Genomic DNA, 19,942 nt, shown 5'->3' with positions numbered 1-19,942 from the left:
CAATAAAGTTAACAAATATTACTGAGTTTGCTGGAGAATCGCAATCTGCTGGAACTATTGTTTGCTATCGATGAGCGGACAATAAGCTCATTAATCTTGTCACAAAACTACGTAATTTTAACGGGAATATTTGTAACAAGAGCCAGCGCAGATGTATCCTGAATAAATATATCTATTAGTTTAATAAGCAACTGGGGATTGGCATTTTGGAAACACACGAATTTGATGTTGTTATTATTGGAGGCGGCCCAGCAGGATGTACCTGCGCACTCTACACATCAAGGGCCAATCTCAAAACCGTTATTCTAGACAAGAATCCTGCGGTGGGAGCTTTGGCTATTACCCACAAAATCGCTAATTACCCTGGGGTATCGGGCGAAATGAGTGGAGAAGCGCTACTAGATAGTATGCGAAATCAAGCTGTTGAGCATGGTACTTCCTATCAGCGCGCTCAAGTTTTTGGGATTGATGTGAGTGGGGAAATGAAGAAGGTTTATACCCCAGAAGGTACTTTCTCTGGTAGAGCTTTGGTTTTAGCTACTGGTGCTATGGGACGCAGTGGAGCATCCTTTGAGGGAGAATCAGAATTTTTAGGTCGTGGGGTTAGCTACTGTGCTACCTGTGATGGGGCATTTTATCGCGATCGCGAAGTCGCAGTGGTGGGGTTAAATCCCGAAGCTGTAGAGGAAGCACAGTTTTTGACTAAGTTTGCATCCATGGTGCATTGGATTACGTTTAAAGATCCTGGTAAAGACGATTATCATGCTCAAGATTTGCTAACGATGTCTAACGTCAAACACTGGCGACGCTCTCGTTTAGCAGCGATCGAAGGTAATGATGCTGGGGTAACAGGAGTCAAGGTTAAACAGAAAGATGTTAGTGAGCCTTTATCTTTGGAAGTAGAAGGAGTCTTTGTCTATCAAAACGGCTCAAAACCCATTACCGATTTTGCTGGCGATCAGGTGGAATATAATGCCGATGGTGGGGTCAAGGTAGATGATTCTATGTCTACCAATGTTCCTGGAGTTTGGGCGATCGGTGATATTCGTAATACTCCCTACAAACAGGCGGTAGTAGCTGCGGGAGATGGTTGTATTGCGGCGATGGCAATTGACCGTTATCTTAATCACCGCAAGACAGTTAAACCAGATTGGGATCATTCATAGTAGGGTGGGTGAATAGTCATTCTCCCCGATCGCATCATTAATTAAGTTATTAAACAGCGATCGCCTACTTTTGAGACATAATTTCTAAAATCTCTTTACCCACATCCTGATAGCGATACCAACCAGTTTTTGCTCGCCGATCGGGATAGTCTTTAACGGTAACCCCCAGGCTAGGCGATCGCTGAAAAGCGACAAGTAAGGGAATTTCCGTCTTAAAGATCGGTAATTGAGCTTGGGCTAAGAATTCTCTGGCATCTTGGGGGTTTTTGGTACGGGAATCAACCTTAGTTAGCAAGACTCGATAATTAGCATTCAAAGTTTTGAGTAATTCCACCGCCTTAACTGTCGTATCCAAATCTAGGTGATTGGGCGTTGTTGGTAAAATCAACAGATCGCTACCCACAGCGAGATCTTCCAGTTCTTCTGGTTCTGGTCTTGCTTGGGTATCAATTACAATGTGGGTAAACTTTTTAATCAATCCTGGCGCACCTGCTTGAGATGCTACGTAAAAGGGTAGCTTGTCTTCCCTCGACCAAACTAAAGCGGAACGATTTTTATCTCCGTCAATTAATAATGTCGGGGCTAAAGTTTGCAAAAACGCAGCTAAATGAACTGCGGTTGTGGTTTTGCCCACTCCTCCCTTCAAAGCGGTAATGGCAATAATCATCGGTAGCCCCTGAAATAGTTTATCGAGTAGTAAATAGTAGTTTACCTATTCGTGTGTCTTGCTCAATTTAAATCTGAGTTTAGCTTGTTATTATGTAAATTTTTTGTTACATTAATTTACATAATTTAAAGATGTTGTTTGAAGGCTTGAGTGAACTAAGCAAAAATCCTTCTTGATGCTGGAGCATAATTAATGTTCATAGCAGATGTCTAGATAAGCAGTAATTTGATTAATGACCAGGTGTTTTACGCCGACAATTATTCAAAACTGACTTTAACAGGCAAAAGTTACTTTAACTTCATCAACATTGATTTCTCCTGAATATTAACTTCCTCGGCTAGTCATCCGAGGTTTTTTTTTGACCAAATTTTGGTTAACTGATTAAGTTTTAAATTTTCAGCCAAATTAAAATCAGTTTAATAGTTACATCTAAAGGAAGTTGTAAGCTAAGATTTAGCTCACAGTTTAGACTGCTGGAAGATGTAATTAATATGTATTATGTTCAAATTAAGATTTAAATTAAAAAAATTACTAAATTTTACTAATTCATATTTAGCGACTGTGGCTTACAATTGTCGCAGCTTTCCTGTAATGCTCTCTGGAGGAAATTAATCACCGTGTCTTCTGAAACCATATTCCAGAAACCAGAACCTAAACCAGGTCAGGCGATCGCCAAATCATTTTTGTTGGGAGTAGCAAAAGCTGCGGGTGGCACAGTTTTAGGTATTTCGATGGTAACAAGTGCCGTTGCCGCAGGTGGACTAGTTGGTTTAGCCTTCAGTTTCCGCAATCTACCTGATGTCAGGGTTTTACGTAATTACGTTCCTGCTGAGACTAGTTATGTCTACGATATTAAAGGTAGATTGATGACGAGTATTCATGGTGAAGTTAATCGTGAAATTGCCACTATTGACCAAATGTCACCAGAATTAAAATTAGCAGTTGTGGCGATCGAAGATAGTAATTTTTATCGTCATCGAGGATTAAATCCTTATAGTATTGCTCGTGCAGCCTTGGCTAACTTTGAAAGAGGTGGAGTTTCTGAGGGTGCTTCTACCTTAACCATGCAGCTGGTCAAAAACCTGTTTTTGACTCAAGAACGTACCTTTAGTCGTAAGCTGGCGGAAGCTGTTTTAGCTATACGAGTTGAACAAGTATTTTCTAAGGAAGAAATCTTAGAAATGTATCTCAATACGATTTATTGGGGACACAATAACTACGGAGTTCAAACTGCTGCCAAAAGCTACTTCAACAAAGATGCCGATCGACTAAACTTAGCAGAAGCTGCGGTTTTGGCAGGCTTAATTCAAGCACCTGAAAGATATAGCCCATTTCTTAACTATGCCAACACCAAACAAAGACAGGCGGCTGTCCTAAATCGTTTGGAAACACTTAACTGGATTACCCCTGAAGAAGCCGAAGCAGCACGCACAACCCCTTTGTTAATTGGCAAACCTACTGCTTGGCGTAGGAGTAAATCTCCTTTTATCACTGAAGCCGTGACTAAAGAATTAGAAGCACGTTTTGGTAAAGATAAAGTTTTGCTTGGTGGTATTAGAGTCCAAACTACAGTTGACATGGACTTTCAAAAAATGGCAGAAGAATCAGTGAGAGATAGCCATAAAATGCTACTTAGCTGGGGTCTGAGAGCCGATCAGATGGCTTTAGCAGCAGTCGATCCACGTACTCACTTCGTCAAAGCTTTAGTCGGTGGAGTCGATTATGAGTCTAGTCAGTTTAATCGGGCAGTACAAGCTCGCAGACAACCTGGCTCTTCTTTTAAACCTTTTGTCTATTACGCTGCCCTAGCAAGCGGTAACTTTAGTCCGAATACGATCATTGATGATTCCCCAATCTCTTATCCAATTCCTGGGGGAATTTACAAGCCACAAAACTATGGTGGGAGTAGAGACTTTGCTGGAAATATGTCTATAGCTACTGCTCTAAGGCAATCTCGCAATATTCCTGCGGTGAAATTAGGTAAAGCGGTAGGGTTAGAGAAAGTGATTGAAATTTGCCGTCTGTTGGGGATAAAAAGCCCGATGCAGCCTGTTATCTCTTTGCCTTTGGGTTCAATTGGGGTTACTCCTTTAGAAATGGCGGGAGCATTTGCAACTTTGGCTAACAATGGCTGGTCTTCTGAAACCACTGTAATTCTGCAAGTTACTGACAGCAAAGGCAATGTTCTGCTGGATAATACTCCTAAACTCAAACAAGTCCTAGATCCTTGGGCAACAGCTAGTTTAAACACAATGTTAACAGGAGTTCTCGAACCAGGAGGAACGGGGGTAAAAGCCAATATTGGTCGCCCCGCAGCGGGAAAAACAGGAACAACTTCTTCAGAGAGAGATGTTTGGTTTGTAGGCTATGTACCTCAACTATCTACAGCCGTTTGGGTGGGCAATGATGACTACGGCAGTATGGGCAATGGTATTACGGGCGGAGATTTTGCTGCTCCTGTTTGGCGTAGCTTTATGCTCAAAGCCCTAGAAAATGAACCAGTCAAATATTTTCCTGCTGCTTCAAAGTTTAATCGCCCAGAACCAGCTAATGTGGAATGAAACAAACCACCTCAAAAACTGAGCTTTTGAGCTTTTAAAGCAGCCCTAGCTAACTAATTGCATTCATCGCCGATGATTATGGTTCAATTTCGGACTTCATGCGCTTGAGAGTGACTTCCATCTGATCGAACATTTGTTGTGGAGTCATGCCAAATTGGTTTAGCTGGGTTTTTAGCTGCTGTACTGTCATTTGCGCCATAAAGTCTTCTGAGAGTTCAAAACGCTTCATAAAAATACGGTAGCGTTCCATTAAGCGTTCCATCTGCTCAATGAACATTTTTTTCCCTTCTCGGTCAAACTTGCCATATTCTCCCCCAAGCTGCATCAAAGACTGATAATCTTCAAATAACTTTTTAGCTTCTTCTTGGACTACTTGAGAATCAAAAAAACTCATAATTGCTGTTCCTTTATATATCTCTTGACTAGGTGATTAAATTCCCTAGAACTATTTATATTAATTATTCGATTTATTATTCCTATTTTAGAATAATCAAACAATTCCAGTAAAATACGGTTAACCGCATAGCAGTGAGCAATAAGCTGATTACTTGCTGTAGTTTTGACGCTAGTAAATGGTAATAAAATCATAATGAAGCAAAAAACTAATTAAGAAAGCTTAAGAATATCGTTTTTCGTGGGTCGTATAACTATAGTCAGAGGTATATTGCCAATTTGTAGGGACAAAACTAATATGGATTGAAACTATTAAGCCCAAGTTTAAGTCTTATATTTAAATAACCGATCTTAACTACAGTAATAATTATTCATCAGCATATGATTAATCAGTCGGGTATTGAGATCAAGATGAAGTACGCTACAGCAGGAATGATTATAGTAATTCATCTAGGAGCGATCGCCGATGTTCAGGCTACTTCTGATGCTGACTACAAATTTTTGGCTAACTCGGACTGGCGTGTTTGTCAACAAATTAATCCTGAATATCAAGAAGTTTATGCTTTTGAAACCTCTAGTTTTTATATTAATATTTGCCAAAAAGATCGGGTTTATTTTTACTCAGGAGAAGCTAAACAAAGCGACACCAACTCAATTTTTATGACCGCAACTCCTCTGGAGCATAATCGCGGTTTCCAAGCAAAAAACGGCAACGTATCCTATGTTGTAATTCTACCCTTTCCAGACAAGCAGAATCTTGAATCTTCGACTCTTAATCCTGAAGAGGCAATTCTCACGATTGAACGCAACGATCGCCTAGTTGCAATAGAGTCATCTTTAAACAAGTACTGTCATCAATCAAATGCGATCGCATTTGATAATATCAAGTTAAATCATGCTTTAAACCAGCTAGCAACTATTCCTCAACAACAGGATACAAGCAAGGATTTATTATCTAGTCAGCCTGAAAATTTTTTACCCGCCGAAATTTTTTACTCTAATTCACGTTTTGATTTTTATCGTCTTGATGGTGAGCTTCATCGTTTAGTTACTTGTAATTAAAGGTAATCCCATATAATTACGGCTTCAACGAGTGATAGTAGTATTTAAGTTTAGTGACTGTGAGTTAAGGCTGCTACGCTGTCCACTATCTACCGTACCAAGTCCTGCGCCATTTTCTCATTTGCTCGATTTCAGCTTGCTGAGAAGTCAAAACATTCTGCGCTAATAGCTGCATCTCTGGGCGCTTAGATTTTTGGCGCAAATCCCTTGCCATGATCACGGCTGCTTCATGATGCGGAATCATTGCATTGAGGAATCGTAAATCAAACTCTGCATCGGCAGCACCTAAATCGACATCCATTCGCATAGTGCTGATTTGTTCTGGTGACATTGCCATCATATGTTTCATTTGAGAATGCCAAGCCATTGGCGTATCTGATGCTTTGGGATACCAAGCTTTTCGCCATTGACGCATTTGATCAATTTCTTGGTTTTGTGCATTGATAATTTCAGTTGCTAGTTGCCTCAATTCTGATCTTTGGGAACGTTCCAGTACAGACTTTGCCATGATTACTGCTCCCTCATGGTGGGGAATCATAGCATCGATGAAGCGTAGATCGTAGTCCTTGTCGGCTGGACCTAAATCCATTGAACTGTGATCCATTGAGCCATGGTTGAGCGTGCCTTGTCGATCTATACTGTCGTGATTCATCGAAACGCTAGCAGGTAATACCGCTAAAGGTTTGCGAAATTCTACGGCTGTCCCAGTTAGGGATGAAAAAGTCAGCATTGCTCCCATTCCTGCCATAATCGCGTTTTCTGCAAAACTAACAACGCCTAACGGTGCTTTAGAGTTACCCCCCACACAAGCGCAATTGAGAGCCATCTTGTCAATGTAAACTGCCTTGAAGACGGATACTGCACCACTCACGCCGGCGACCAAAGCCCCAACTCCAGTGACAAGTGGAGTAATGCCAGAGAGAAACCCCAATGCGATCGCCAATTCAGCAAACGGGTAAGCCTTGCCATAGAGCTTAAAGCGTTTTGTGATCAAGTCATACTTCTCAAAACTCTCCGTAAAGGATTTGAGGTCCATTAACTTCAGTGAAGCCAACATGGAGAGCGAAATTCCCATGAACCCTGTCATTCCTAGCGAGGTGGCTAAAGTCATCAACCCTGCGGTGGAGAACAGCGCGATGACTGGAGTATAGGAATACTCGGCTTTTTCCGCTTTCACCTTGAGATGCTCTGCCAACTCAGTGTAGCCGCCAATCCGTTCTGCTCCAAAGAAAATTTGAGGGGTTGTCGTTACCCCATACTTAGCTTTGAAGGTTGCGATTTCTTCGGGCGATCGCAACTTAATGTCCTCAAATGGAATTCCTTGTTCCGTTAGTAAATTAACAGCCCGCCGTCCCCAAGGACAGTCATGTTCGGGAGTTGACATCCGATATAATTTGACGTTAGTAATTTTTTCAGTGGAAATAGTCATGATTCGTTCCTTACACAATTACAAAATTAAATTTGCAGATTTGGGCAGATAACTTCCGAGCGTCTTTTCGGCGAGGCTGACCAGCGTTGTAGAATGTCCGTCAATTCTCGACGTAAGATCATCAATTCTGCGACTTGTCGATCAATTTCAGCAACCTGTCCTTCCAGCTTGCTTTTGACATCACCACACGGTAAATCGCCGTGGTCATAAACTGTCAAGCATTCACCAATTTCTTGCAGGCTTAAGCCCAATGACTGCAAACGTTTAATAAAAGCCAGACGAGTTACCATCTCTGGGTGGAATAAACGAAAATGTCCTTCAGTCCGCCTACAGCTTTTCACTAGTCCCAATTCTTCGTAGTAACGGATGGTTTTGATCGATACACCACTTTTAGTAGAAAGTTCTCCAATTTTTAGGAAAGCTTGTTCGTGAGCCAGCATGATGACCTCCTCTCTTGCTACGAATCATCATAGACTCTCCAGTTAACTGGAGAGTCAAGTAGTTGCTATGAGATTGTTGACGACCGTTTGCGCATATAACATGACAATTAAATTACAATAGGTAGTGTCAAGATCTTCAAAGGTTATTTGCGGCGAGTTATGGGCAACGTTAGCAGTTTCGTATAAGAGCGATTAGACTTACGCTTAGACTTCGGATCGCCTTACTCGAATTCAGATCAGCCTGCACTATCCACTTGGCGATCGCACTTTGGGAAGAACAGTTTATGGTGGGATGCAATCAAATTTTAAGATAGTGCGACCTAAACTAAAATATGATGTCTATAAAATTTATGGATGACATTAGCGAACTAGCTAGCTTTCTAAAAGATGATTGAGTATTAACTGAAACACTTGTTGTGCTTCAATTGTTTCCTTGGTTAATAGATTTTGCTGTTGAGTAATAAATAATGGCGATTGCTCTACTGAAGCAGTAAGATGACCGTGAGAACCTTTAACTAGGTTGGCATCTAGAGGAATTACATCTATCAGATAACGAAAACCTAATTTTTTTTTCAATAAGCTTAATGCCACCTTAGCTTTGGGTAATTTTAGCTGAGGATTGACAAACAATTCTACAGGGTCGTAACCTGGTTTACGATGAATATCGACAGTACGGGCAAAATCTGGGGCGCGATGGTCATCTAACCAATAATAGTAAGTAAACCAAGCATCGGGACGAGCGATCGCGACTAATTCTCCCGAACGAGAATGATTGAGGTGATATTTTTGCTTGCCCGTTTCATCCAAAATTAAATCGATTCCTGAAGTATGTTCTAAAATATTTCGTACCTGAGATAAGCAACTGGGGTCATTAATATAGACGTGGGCAATTTGATGATCGGCAACGGCAAAAGCCTTACTCGCCCCAGGAATCAGGATTTCCCCACCCAGTTCTTCTCTGACAGTTATTAAACCCTGCTGTCTGAATAGGCGGTTAAGATGAATGGGGGTAGAAACTTCCGTAATACCGTATTCGGAAAGAACGATGACTTTTGCCCCTTTTGCCTCATAAAACTCGATTAACTCCTGGCATATGCGATCTATTTCTCGTAAATCCTTGGCGATCGCTTGAGGCTTAGTGCCAATTTTTTGTAAGCAATAGTCTAGGTGCGGTAAATAAACCAAAGTTAGAGTAGGACTATATTTTAGTTCGACTTGCTTGGCAGCATCGGCGATCCACTGACTTGATTTTACTGAAGTATTTGGCCCCCAAAAATTAAATAGAGGAAATTCACCCAATTCAGAATTTAACCAGTCGCGCAATTCCATCGGTTCGGTGTAGATATCGGGGATTTTTCTGCCGTCTGCCAGATATAAGGGACGGGGTGTAACGGCGTAATCTACAGTCGAGTACATATTGTACCAGCCAAAAAGATTGGCACAGGTAAACTCGGGGTCGAGCGATCGCGCTTTATCCCAAATTTTTGGTGCTTGAATCAGGTGGTTTGACTGTCGCCATAGTTTGACTTCGCACTCTTCTCGGAAATACCAACCATTAGCTACAATACCGTGTTGGTCGGGATTTACTCCCGTGTAGTAGGTTGCCTGGGCAGTACAGGTTACGGCAGGTAAGACTGGGTTAATTGAAGTTGTTTTGCCCCGCTGCTGCCAGCGCTCAAGGAAAGGAGTATGTTCTCCGATTAATTGAGTAGTTAAACCAACTACATTAAACACTACAGTTTTCTTCATAAGTCAGATCATTGATTAAAAGTAGCTAGAGAGAAGCTCTTTGTTTAGTATCTACGCGCTCGGCGATCGCTGACAAAACCCATTGATACTCACGCTCGATGGAAGTTAAGATGTCTAATTTCATTTCTGGAGGTAGGACTTCCCAAGTATAGGTTTCAATTTCTAAATGATGAGTCGCAACGTCTGGCAAAAGCTGTAATAGTTTTTTGATATGTTCTTGAGTCGATTCAAATAGCTGACGTTTTGACCCTGTGGTATAGTTGCGAATGAATATGGGTACGTGAAAGTGAGTACGCCATTCTCGTGCTTCCGTTGTCAGAAAATCAGGCAGGGCAAGGGATAAATCGCGATAATGTTTGAAGGTGTTTGAAGAAGCTGTTTCATTTGACTCTTCATAACTAGCAATTACCTGATGTAGATAGGTAGATTCGGCAAAAGGCAACAGTTGTTCTAAAATAAGCTGGCGCCGATCTGTTTGGGCTGGTATATCGATCTTGATCGCCGAACTAAGCTGAATTTTGCCAATTTTTATGCCTGCATTATCTAAACGTCGAATAATATCCTCTGGTTCTTCATACTCTACGGCAAAATGGCAAGTATCGTAGCAAACTCTGATGTGTTCTTTAATCCAGGTTTCTGCTGTTGTCTGAGTGACCGATAATTTTTGCTGTAGCCAGCTACCTGCTATCGGCAATAACCAATCTTGAAAGAAATTAATTACCTCAGCAGTATTTTCTAGCGTACCATCGGGTTCGGGTTCGAGATCGATATGCAGCAGTTTCCCCGTGTTTTGGTAAATCTGAACCATTTTGGCGATCGCCCTAGCCAAATTAAGACTACTTTGATGTAGAGTTGTTTGTCTCTCGTCAGTATTTTGCTGCCAGGGTTTGTAAGATATTGGTAAGGTAGAAATTCCTCCATCGAGACTATCTGGTAACAAAGCCTTGAGGATTTCCATTAACCTCAAGGTATAGTCCAAACGTTCGCTGCTACACCAGTCGGGGGCATACACTTGGTCTTTTACTACTTGATGATGAAACCCACCGTAGGGAAAACCATTAAGGGTAAAAACATATAAGTCTTCTGCTTGTAACCAAGTTTGGAATTGAGATAGATTATTGTCTTCTAGTAATTCTCTAGCTGCGATATCTGCCAAACGCAAGCCAATACCAAAAGGTCGATCTGGAGATAGGCGAGTTTTTAGGGGCAGAATATATTGTCTGAGGTTGTTTTCTACTTCTGCCCAAGTTTCTCCTGGATGAATATTAGTGCAGTAGGTGAGGTGTAAATCTGTCTTAGTAGTTAATTTCATGGTATTGCCCAGTTATCTTACATTGCCAACAGCTTTTAAAATCTTAGGGAAAGCGATTGCCATGAGTTAGCAATTTTCCCAGCGACTCAATACTTCTCGTTTAAGCTTTGTTATTGATTGGTTGGGTTTGAAGTAGTAGGTAGTCCTAAAGGATAAGCTTCGCAAATAGGTAGTAGGTAAAAGTTAAATTACTCATTACTTAAGCTGAGATTTACCGCAGCAATTGTTAACCGAGAAGTATTGCCAAGTGACTAGACAGTAATAGATTGAGCGACAGCATCTACTTCAATCTTTTGCAACATCGAGATAGCTTTTTTGTACAGGTCAATGTCAACTCGGTCGACTTCTGTTCCTTTTCCTATTTTCTGAAGCAACATAATTGCCAAATCTCCACCCAAATGTTCGCGAAATTCGCTCAATCCGCTAAAAATAGAGCTTTTTAAGGTTTTGTTCTTCAGATCCACAGCTAATTCTGGGACATATAGTTCAAATCCCAGTTGTTTCAAAGTTTTAATGATTTGCTGCCAGTCTGCCTCGGGAAGTAGTCCAGTTAAATAAGAATAGGTACAGTCTAAAGCCATACCAATTGCAACGGCTTCTCCGTGGCGGAGACGATAATGGGTTAAGTGTTCTAGTTTATGGGCAGCCCAGTGTCCAAAATCTAAGGGGCGAGAAGAACCCATTTCAAAAGGATCGCCATATGTAGCAATATGGTCAAGATGCAGTTGACAACAGCGATAGATTAACTGTTCCATAGCTTGAGAATCTCTTTTAGCTAAATCATCAGCGCGATCGCTAATAAATTCAAAAAAGTCTCGATCTTTAATTAGGGCTACTTTAACTGCTTCGGCAATACCCCCTCGCCAATCGCGATCGCCCAAGGTAGTTAGAAAGTCAAAGTCATTAAGTACGGCAAAGGGTGGGGCAAAAGTGCCTAAAAAATTCTTTTTGCCAAAGGCGTTGATGCCGTTTTTTACTCCGACTCCCGAATCGTTTTGAGCCAAAACAGTGGTAGGAAGACGAATCAGGCGAATACCTCGATGGGCAGTAGCAGCAGCATATCCCGCCAGATCGATTACTGCACCACCACCAATGGCTAAAACGTAAGAGTGACGGCACAATCCTACTTGTTCGATAATGCGATGAATTTTGTCTACCAGAGTAGGATCGTTTTTAGCTGCTTCTCCTCCTGGAACGACGATTGGCTCGGCAGCTAATTTAATTTTATCGTCGTAATAATTAGCATAGTTGGCTATTTTGCTCAAAAGTCCTGGATGGTGGTTTAACAATCCCGAATCTACGATAATAATGACAGATTTGGCGACATTACTGTCTCTAGCTATAACCTGAGATAGTAACAGATTCCTGGTTGACCATAAATCTCTAGTAAAATGAACGTCGTAGCTGAATTTAACTGCAATGCTTTGATGTAGTGACTCTAAGGAAGAAACTTTATTTTCTAAAATAAACATATTAAGTGACGGCAAATAAACGAGCTAAAAAACGAGATACTGGCAGCAGTGCCAATAAAAGCAAAGCGTAAATCCAATTGGCGAAACCTGCTGCGATAGTTGCATCTAAAACAATTAAAGATAAAACTCCTGCTTTGACTGCCGTTTGAATCAATTCGGGACTGGGAGTTAGGGCAGCTTTAATAAAAGGTGGTAAAACTAAAGCGGTAAATAAAGCTAAAAAAGGTAGAGTAATTAATAAGCTATATTCAGGCAACAGTCCCAAACCGAGAACACTACTAATAACTATGCCAATTAAAGCGATCGCTATAATTCCCGTAGTTTTATTACCTCCTCGAACTTCTCCCCGTGAAATAGCAGTAATAGCAGCGATGTAGACAACAGGAATGACAGCTAAATACCAGCGATCGCTCACAGCTTCGGGAATAGCACTGACACCCAATAGCAAGTTGGCACTACGACAAGCACCCATATTTAAAGGCCCGAAAAAAGTATGATGTTTGCCATACTTGTCATAGAGTAACGCCGTTACTGCCACTATACTCGCTAAAATGGCACTCAAGTTAGATACCATCGCAGCAGCAATAATACCAACGAGCAATAATGCCGTTCCTAATGCAATTGCCCCCGTCAAAGATACCCTACCACTAGGGATAGGTCGTTCTGGGCGTTCGACAGCATCTAACGCAGCATCACAGATATCGTTAAAAACGACACCACCTCCATACAGTCCTGTGGTTGCTAAAATCAACGTAGTTAAAGCAATAATATCTAAGTTGTTAATTCCTCCCGTTACCGAGCTAGCAGCAGCATAACCCAGGAGAATATCTGCCCAAGCGGTAATAATATTGGCAGGACGCATTAACTGCAAATAACCAAGGACAGACTGAGGTTTAATTCTTGTTACGGAGATCATAAGTTGGTTTTAATTGAGTAGATACATTGATTTATCGAAGTAATGGGTAATGGGTAATGGGTAATATCAAGTCCGCTTAATTACTTTTAATAAAATCTTTGCGACGCGAAGCTAGTCCTTTAGGGCCCCAAACTAAGCGGGATCAACGTCTTAGCGTCTTAGCGTCTTTGCGCGAGTTTTAATTGAAATTGTTTAAACGGACTTCATATGATAGGTTCTATTTAACTGCAAATAAAATAGCTGCGATTGATTTTGCTGGAGTTCTTGGTTAAACAATAACGACTGATTCTAGAATTGATTCAACTAGAGGTTCTTGTCCTCTTAATACAGAATTGCCACTATAAAGTTGGCGGCGATCGATTAATTCTCGCTCTAACCAATCACTTTCTTTGATTTGACCGCTTTGACCGTATGCAGCTAAAGCATTTTGATAGCAAACAGCTTTAATTTGAGCTTCGGGAATACCTCTTTTTTGCATTAATCGAGCAGTTTTAGGCACTGCCAAAGGATCGCTAACACCCCAATCAGCACTACTATCGACAATAATGCGATCGCAACCATAATTTCGCACTACTTCCACCATCCTTTCATTACCCATTTTAGTTTGAGGATAAATAGTGAATGCTGCCCAAAAACCTCGATCTAATACTTCTCGAACGGTTTCTTCGTTGTTGTGATCGACAATTACTTGCTCTGGTTTTAAACCATGTTCTATACAGACATCCATGCTACGAGACGTACCCGATTTTTTATCCCGATGGGGGGTATGAATCATTACGGGTAAATCTAATTCTTTCGCTAATTCTAATTGGAGGCGGAAATATTTATCTTCGGCTGGAGTCATGTCGTCATAACCAATTTCTCCTATAGCTACTACGCCCTCTTTGCAAGCATAAAGAGGTAGTAACTCCATCACTGCTTCTGCTAATACCTCGTTATTAGCTTCTTTCGAGTTCAAACCAATAGTGCAGTAATGTTTAATGCCAAACTGGCTGGCGCGAAATCTTTCCCAACCGACTAGGGAACTTAAATAATCTTTATAACTATCTGCGCTGGTACGAGGTTGTCCCAACCAAAAAGCTGGCTCAATTATCGCTACTATTCCCGCTTTCGCCATTGCTTGATAGTCATCGGTAGTACGCGATGTCATGTGAATGTGAGGGTCGATAAACATCATTTAGTTAATATTTAAAAGTAGTTTTTTACTTCAGCCTGGTTCTAAGAGGATATCTGAAAAGTCTAATTGCTCTGTTTGCAGTGGGTAGATCCCCCTAAATCCCCCTTGTTAAGGGGGACTTTGATTCCGATTCCCCCCTTGTTAAGGGGGGCTAGGGGGGATCTACTAGGGTCTAAGCACAACAGAATTGAGTTCTCAGACATCCTCTAAATTAACTCTGACTCAATCGGCAATTTTTCCCAGTCTGCCAAGAATGCAGTATCGGCAAATCGACTTACAATTTGCCAGAGTTCTGGAGACACCGATCTGTTAGCTGACACACGTTCGCGGGCATAATCGATTAACATTGTGGCTAAAGTGACATTAGCGCGTTGCTCTAGCCCTTGAATTTTAGCTAAAGGACTACCCACAAACAAAGCTTTGAGTATCATTTGATTCCAAGCAAGTTCGTCAAAATATGCAGCGGGATAAAAGTTGTATAGAGCAATAGCATTGAATACGTCTGTCATATTGCTACGGACTCCTTCAGTCGCAATATGATAATACCGTTCGGGATTGGGTAAAAAAGGTAAGGCTTGATAGAGTGCTGTTAACTCTCTTACATCACCAGTATTCAAAAGCTGTTTTATTACAGCTAAATATTGTTGGTTATCTAAATTAAGAGATAACAGCAGCCAAATACGAACCGCTCGATCTATAGTCCAATATTGTGGAAACCAACCAATATTCTGGTTGGCTAATTCTTGAAGATCTGTTTCTTCTAACTGGAGATTTTCCTTGCCTATAAAACGAGACACAGCACTATAAGCAAAAAAAAAGCACGTCCAGATGAATCAGAAGCTATTTGCTGCTGCTTTTGTTGTAACCAACTTAAACGCTGTGAGTCTAATTGCCGTGAAATCCAGTCAGACAAAAGAACAAATACTTGATTACTTTTGGAGGTAAGATTATTGACCATTTGACTAACTTTGATGAATAATTGCGATTGGGTTTGATACTTGTGACTATTGAGAAAATGTGTGGCGATCGCAACTGTAATATGGCGATCGCCTTCGTCAAAAGATATTTTAGATATTATTAATTACTTATCTATAGTCTCAGTACCGATAGTTTTTCTGTCGAACCAAAGGATACTTAGACAATTGAGAAGTCTACACTCATGCTGCCAAGCATTTCGCCACCGAGTTCATCTTCGGAATACATATCGAAAGCAATGGTATGTTCTCCCTGCAAATCAACTCCTCCGTTAAAATAGTCCCCATTATTGCCACCAAATATAGCGTAGGGTTCGGCATTTTCTGTTCGAGTAACCTGACCATCATTTAAATTTAAGAACACGCTCTCCACCTGTTCAAAATAAGCACTATCTTCTGGAACTGAGGCAGCAACTGTCAAATTCTTACCAGCAACTTCACTCGCCTGAATTTGTGTACCATTTTTCAGAGGCGCGATTAAGGTGTCTGTGTCCGCATCGTAAAGCCCAACGGTCATTCCTGTTGCTTCAGATGTCGATCCACTAATATCTTCGCCCAAATTAAGCAGTTCGTCCCGTGCCGTCTCGGCGACAATCGAGTGACCGAGCGCAGTTGGATGGAAGTATGGGTCGAGGAACAGTGTCGAGTGTTGTACCGCTGGATCTTGTCCCACAATGTCAGGATTGTAGGCTATGGGTTCTCCAGTCACTGGTGTCTTGCTGCTCAATACCGGCTCTTCCACGTTGGTGAAGCCGTATGATCCAGGCTCGGCAGCAATATCGTCAAACAGAGCATTGGTATCTAGAATTTCGATGTTCGCGCCCGATTCTGCCTCGTAAGTATCTAGTGCAGCCGTCAACGCCTGGTTGTAGCTTTCTACTATTGGCTCGAAGAAACCAGGCTGGACACCAAGAAGGTCTAAAAAATCCTGCTCATTGAAGATTGGCGCTAGCTCAACTGGCGGGACAAGTCCGACCAAAAAGTTCTCGGCACCTAATTCTTGCAGGCTGGCAATGCCGTCAACAGTAGCCTGGATTGACTGCTGGGCTGCCTGCTCTGGTGTAACGCCTTCCTCTGGAGGCAAGGTTAGATCGTTGCCGCCAAAATTGACGGCCACTAAGTCGTCTTCGGTGAACGTGCCATAGGTTTGCTTGAAGGTATCGATTTGACCAGCGAAGCTATTTAACTCTGTTGCCTCGCCAAACGGATCGGTAGGGTTCTCTAATTCACGAGCAGTAGCGTCAAGATAGCTGAAATTAGTGTCTTGCTCTCCCTCGTTCTCAACGCCGAGAATACTTGCCAGGTATGTAGTCCAGTTCTCGCCGTCTGTGAAGCTGCCGTCAGGTGAGTAGGGAGCCTCATCGTAAGGAGGGTTAGCGCCCGTACTTTGGGCTACAGCGTTCTTGCCAAACTCACCACCATTTTCAGTCAGGCGATCGCCGAACACGAACAGGTCGTCAACTTTGTAGCCATCTTCTCCGTCTGGCAGCACGGGTTCTTCTCCCTCCGCTGGTGAATACACACCGAAAAACGGATCGAAGTACTCAGCAAACGGATTACCCTCAGTTATAGCAGGCTTAGTCGGATCGATTGGGCCAGGAGTCAGTACACTTTGTTCGACACCAGGCACCAAACCAGGATTGAGTGGATCGAATTGGTTTGCGTCTAAACCCTCTGGAGGAGGCGTTGTTTGGTCAAGACCTGGTACCTCTGTTGGTAAGTCGTCCGCCGTTGTAGCTACGAGGGTTTCAGTGTTGCCAGCCTCTTGCCCCTCGCCCAAAGTGGTACCGACCGCAGCATCCTCACCCCGTAGAGGGGGTTCGCCATTGCCATTAGCAGATTCTTCTAAGGGAATGTCCTGCTGGGGAGGAGAACTAGGCGCTTCACCATTGCTTCCTTCAGGTGGTATCTCACCATTTGTGCCGCCCTCGGTTGAAGCCACAGCCTCGTTCGCTAGCGCTTGCTGCCTGCCTGGCGTATCGGGTAAATCGTTCTCGCCTTTAAATGTACGTTCGGAGATCTCGACGCTGTAGTCAGCAGTTGGGTCACCGCCCGCCTCTTTAACTAAGGCATATTGTGCTGGAGTCAGTACTGGCGGAGTCTTTTGCAGCACGGTGACACTTTCTACTTCTTGACCGTCTGGGCTAAGACCGTACATTACATTGCGTGCTGCATCGACGGTATAAAGATTGCCGTCGGGGCCAACCTCAATATCGTTCAAATTGCTCTGGGTGTTGAACAGTGTGGTTGCGCCATCAGGCCCATTCTCACCTGCGTATTGCACCGAATCAAATGCTGGAGTCCAGGTCGCCTGCGAAGGATCTTCGCCGAACAAACCATCAAGCTTCAGTACGCCGCGCAAACCTTCGCCGAACTCGCCTAACGCATCAGCGCTTTCATCCGACAGACCGCCACCAGAGGAAATCCACACCGTACCATCGTCGCCGATCGCCATGCCGTTGGAACCAATGGATACAATGCGATCCTCGCCAGTGTTTGGGTTGTATTCAACAGTAGAAGGTAAACCCTCGTAAATTCGCTCTTGACCACCATTTTCAAGGTCAATTCGGCTAATCGCAGCGGTGTACCCAGCGCGCTGGCTAACCAAACCAGGAATAAATTCAACGCTTAGCGCGTCGTCAACGTTTGGGTCGTCTGCTGGCGTTCCTTTGCCTACCTCAAGAACGTAAAGGTTACCGTCGGGGCCGATGTCCATGCCACGCGGATTATTCAGATTTTCGGCAACGACTTCGTGCGACCATTCACCAGTCTCAGGGTTTTGTTCGTATGCAAGCACCTGCCCCTTGTCGATGTCGCCGTTGTTAATTGCGGTATAAATCTTGCCTTCATGGGCGAACACATAATTGCCGAAGCGCAGCTCCTCACCAGATATCTGCTGACGCGTGCCATCTGGATCGACCCTAATCAAACGACTCGCTGGCAACTCTTCAACTGGGAGCGACGGGTCGTATACGGTGCTACCGTTTACGTATTCAAGGACATAAAGCGCCCCCTCCTCGTCAAACGTTAGACCATTAATTTGCTCAAAGCCACTGGCATAGGTCTGGCTAACACCGCCTGGAGTCTCTCCATCATAACTAGCATCACCCTCTGGATTGTCGATCCGCACCACGTTAGCGTAGCCTTCAGGGTAGGGCAACGCGCTCAACTCAGAGGCATAGAGCGCGCCGTCAGGGCCGACCGTAACGGCAGTTGGGACAGCCTCGTTCTGGCGGTTAAAAAAGCCCGCGTTGCCTTCAGAATATTGGGCTGGGAGGCTAGATGTTACGTCCTCGTTACCAGGGGCTGCATCTACTGGGGGAGTCTGTTCGTTCAAAGTTTCGTCCATTTTATTTATTGGGGGAGTATTGGGGGAGTTTGTTCCTTCAAAGTTTCATTTTCACGGTTAACGAAAAGCCTTGATGTCGCATCTGGATATAAGGGATAATCGCTAATAATGTTTTTATTGATTCAATTCGGCTTGAGAAAACCTAAGTAAATCATTTGCTGAAGTTGCATTGCTTACGTAGTAAAAAATAATGTGAATAGATAAAGTTCCCACTCATCTTGACGCAAAGCCATAATATTGGCGATTTCCGTCTGGATGCGCGTTTTGCAATCTCGTGAGTTTAAACTAGCTTTAGACGGAGGCTGCGATCGCTTCCAAATTAGCAGGTTTGTAGCTCATTCCTCGATCAAACGTCTTGGTGTTGCCTGCTTTAGCTTCCAATAATCGCTTAACGTTCATGCTTTCAGCCCCATAGTCCTGAATTTGTAGCTTGCCACGACGCAGAGATTGGTGAACGGGCCAGAAGGTAATCCGATGCTGGATAAACCCCCTAGCATCTGGGTCGCCGAAAGCGTAGGAGCAAGGAATGATAATAGTTGGACAACGCTGAGTAAAATCGTCGTCGGGGTAATAAAAGTTTTGCTCGATTAGGTAGTAGTTATTGAGGTCGTTAATCCGCAGGCTAACTTCTACCTTTTGGTTGTACTCGTCCAGAAAACTGCCCGAATTTGGCGCAATCTCGCCGTTAGCGCGTAAAAGATGCGCCCAGTCTTCCATGTTGCGCAGATCTTGTAGGTATTCAAAACCCAGCTCAATTGGAGCATCAATATAGATAGTGTCAGTATCGATTCGATAGCGCCCTTGGGTAGCTTCGGTTTTGCCAGCGTTGCGTTCCAAAATCGCTTTTAAAGAGCGACATTCAGAAGTGTGGACAGTTTCAATCCCCTGCATAATCATTGGCGATCGCCGTTTGGGGTCGACAAAACTGAGCCAGTGAAAATAAACTCCCTGTTCGTCTGTTCCTGGGTCAATGTAGTCTGGGGTAAAAAGAAAAACAGGATAAACCTGAAAGTATTTTTGGTATTCAACCCCGCAGTGCCACTCGATTCCGCGCAAGAATGGGGTTTCTACTCTCTTTACGTGGTAGTAAAGATTGTTTTGATAACCAGAGGCAGTGCCTAACCACGTATCTTCATCGATTTTCTCGATCATGCGACTATAAAGAGTCCAGTCGTCAAGATTTTCTAAGCTACAAAGATAGTCAAAAGCCGTTGTGGCAGAAGTGGCAATATACGCAGATGTAGCAAAAGTATTTTCTTCCATTAATCTATCCTT

General features: G+C 42.9%; 14 protein-coding genes and 1 pseudogene. 3 read left to right on the top strand and 12 right to left on the bottom strand.

All coding sequences use genetic code 11. The features are described from left to right. Positions 1 to 206 precede the first annotated feature (206 nt). A complete protein-coding gene (locus KME09_08750; protein ID MBW4534015.1) occupies positions 207 to 1,166 on the top strand; it encodes an FAD-dependent oxidoreductase in 960 nt (319 codons plus the stop codon). Positions 1,167 to 1,230: 64 nt separating this feature from the next. Here KME09_08750 and KME09_08745 read toward each other — a convergent pair whose 3' ends face one another. Then, positions 1,231 to 1,833 (bottom strand): ParA family protein, encoded by a 603-nt coding sequence (locus KME09_08745; GenBank protein MBW4534014.1) that lies wholly within the window; start codon positions 1,831 to 1,833, stop codon positions 1,231 to 1,233. 632 nt (positions 1,834 to 2,465) lie between these two features. Here KME09_08745 and KME09_08740 point away from each other — a divergent pair. Continuing rightward, a complete protein-coding gene (locus KME09_08740) occupies positions 2,466 to 4,394 on the top strand; it encodes a penicillin-binding protein 1A (GenBank protein MBW4534013.1) in 1,929 nt (642 codons plus the stop codon). 76 nt (positions 4,395 to 4,470) lie between these two features. Here the strand turns inward: KME09_08740 and KME09_08735 are convergent, their stop codons facing one another. Further along, positions 4,471 to 4,788: a DUF1825 family protein gene (locus KME09_08735; protein MBW4534012.1), complete on the bottom strand. Its 318-nt coding sequence runs from the start codon at positions 4,786 to 4,788 to the stop codon at positions 4,471 to 4,473. 380 nt (positions 4,789 to 5,168) lie between these two features. On the opposite strand from KME09_08735, the gene KME09_08730 reads away from it, so the two are divergent. Further along, positions 5,169 to 5,849 carry a hypothetical protein gene (locus KME09_08730; protein ID MBW4534011.1) on the top strand — a complete coding sequence of 227 codons (681 nt, stop codon included), beginning with the start codon at positions 5,169 to 5,171 and terminating at the stop codon, positions 5,847 to 5,849. Positions 5,850 to 6,546: 697 nt separating this feature from the next. Here KME09_08730 and KME09_08725 read toward each other — a convergent pair. The 10 genes and pseudogenes from KME09_08725 to scyC all read right to left on the bottom strand — a co-directional run bounded on the left by KME09_08725 (position 6,547) and on the right by scyC (position 19,930). Beyond that, positions 6,547 to 7,278, bottom strand: a pseudogene (locus KME09_08725) (glutaredoxin). A gap of 26 nt (positions 7,279 to 7,304) precedes the next feature. Then, a complete protein-coding gene (locus tag KME09_08720; protein MBW4534010.1) occupies positions 7,305 to 7,718 on the bottom strand; it encodes a heavy metal-responsive transcriptional regulator in 414 nt (137 codons plus the stop codon). A 372-nt stretch (positions 7,719 to 8,090) separates the two neighbouring features. Beyond that, the gene (locus KME09_08715; protein ID MBW4534009.1) at positions 8,091 to 9,467 is read right to left on the bottom strand and encodes an alkaline phosphatase family protein; all 1,377 of its coding nucleotides are present in this window, start codon (positions 9,465 to 9,467) and stop codon (positions 8,091 to 8,093) included. 25 nt (positions 9,468 to 9,492) lie between these two features. Next, the gene (gene eboE, locus KME09_08710) at positions 9,493 to 10,779 is read right to left on the bottom strand and encodes a metabolite traffic protein EboE (GenBank protein MBW4534008.1); all 1,287 of its coding nucleotides are present in this window, start codon (positions 10,777 to 10,779) and stop codon (positions 9,493 to 9,495) included. A 251-nt stretch (positions 10,780 to 11,030) separates the two neighbouring features. Then, complete coding sequence (locus KME09_08705; GenBank protein MBW4534007.1) at positions 11,031 to 12,251, bottom strand: 3-dehydroquinate synthase; 1,221 nt, start codon at positions 12,249 to 12,251, stop codon at positions 11,031 to 11,033. 1 nt (position 12,252) lies between these two features. Then, positions 12,253 to 13,167: a UbiA-like protein EboC gene (gene eboC, locus KME09_08700; GenBank protein ID MBW4534006.1), complete on the bottom strand. Its 915-nt coding sequence runs from the start codon at positions 13,165 to 13,167 to the stop codon at positions 12,253 to 12,255. A 268-nt stretch (positions 13,168 to 13,435) separates the two neighbouring features. Beyond that, positions 13,436 to 14,317, bottom strand: coding sequence for a TatD family hydrolase (locus tag KME09_08695; GenBank protein MBW4534005.1), 882 nt, complete (start codon positions 14,315 to 14,317; stop codon positions 13,436 to 13,438). A gap of 233 nt (positions 14,318 to 14,550) precedes the next feature. Further along, the gene (locus KME09_08690; protein MBW4534004.1) at positions 14,551 to 15,141 is read right to left on the bottom strand and encodes an EboA domain-containing protein; all 591 of its coding nucleotides are present in this window, start codon (positions 15,139 to 15,141) and stop codon (positions 14,551 to 14,553) included. Positions 15,142 to 15,478: 337 nt separating this feature from the next. Beyond that, a complete protein-coding gene (locus tag KME09_08685; GenBank protein ID MBW4534003.1) occupies positions 15,479 to 18,667 on the bottom strand; it encodes a ScyD/ScyE family protein in 3,189 nt (1,062 codons plus the stop codon). 291 nt (positions 18,668 to 18,958) lie between these two features. Continuing rightward, positions 18,959 to 19,930 carry a scytonemin biosynthesis cyclase/decarboxylase ScyC gene (scyC, locus tag KME09_08680; GenBank protein MBW4534002.1) on the bottom strand — a complete coding sequence of 324 codons (972 nt, stop codon included), beginning with the start codon at positions 19,928 to 19,930 and terminating at the stop codon, positions 18,959 to 18,961. Positions 19,931 to 19,942: the final 12 nt, after the last annotated feature.

This window comes from Pleurocapsa minor HA4230-MV1 (assembly GCA_019359095.1).
In the GTDB taxonomy this organism is placed as follows: Bacteria; Cyanobacteriota; Cyanobacteriia; order Cyanobacteriales; family Xenococcaceae; genus Waterburya; species Waterburya minor.
This window is presented reverse-complemented; position numbering and strand designations above follow the sequence as displayed.

What these genes read in the sequence shown, in the direction of transcription:
- KME09_08745 (MBW4534014.1), bottom strand. Translation starts at nt 1,833, where the DNA reads ATGATTATTGCCATTACCGCTTTGAAGGGAGGAGTGGGCAAAACCACA.
- KME09_08735 (MBW4534012.1), bottom strand. Translation starts at nt 4,788, where the DNA reads ATGAGTTTTTTTGATTCTCAAGTAGTCCAAGAAGAAGCTAAAAAGTTA.
- KME09_08730 (MBW4534011.1), top strand. Translation starts at nt 5,169, where the DNA reads ATGATTAATCAGTCGGGTATTGAGATCAAGATGAAGTACGCTACAGCA.
- KME09_08720 (MBW4534010.1), bottom strand. Translation starts at nt 7,718, where the DNA reads ATGCTGGCTCACGAACAAGCTTTCCTAAAAATTGGAGAACTTTCTACT.
- KME09_08715 (MBW4534009.1), bottom strand. Translation starts at nt 9,467, where the DNA reads ATGAAGAAAACTGTAGTGTTTAATGTAGTTGGTTTAACTACTCAATTA.
- eboE (MBW4534008.1), bottom strand. Translation starts at nt 10,779, where the DNA reads ATGAAATTAACTACTAAGACAGATTTACACCTCACCTACTGCACTAAT.
- KME09_08705 (MBW4534007.1), bottom strand. Translation starts at nt 12,251, where the DNA reads ATGTTTATTTTAGAAAATAAAGTTTCTTCCTTAGAGTCACTACATCAA.
- eboC (MBW4534006.1), bottom strand. Translation starts at nt 13,167, where the DNA reads ATGATCTCCGTAACAAGAATTAAACCTCAGTCTGTCCTTGGTTATTTG.
- KME09_08695 (MBW4534005.1), bottom strand. Translation starts at nt 14,317, where the DNA reads ATGACATCGCGTACTACCGATGACTATCAAGCAATGGCGAAAGCGGGA.
- KME09_08685 (MBW4534003.1), bottom strand. Translation starts at nt 18,667, where the DNA reads ATGGACGAAACTTTGAACGAACAGACTCCCCCAGTAGATGCAGCCCCT.
- scyC (MBW4534002.1), bottom strand. Translation starts at nt 19,930, where the DNA reads ATGGAAGAAAATACTTTTGCTACATCTGCGTATATTGCCACTTCTGCC.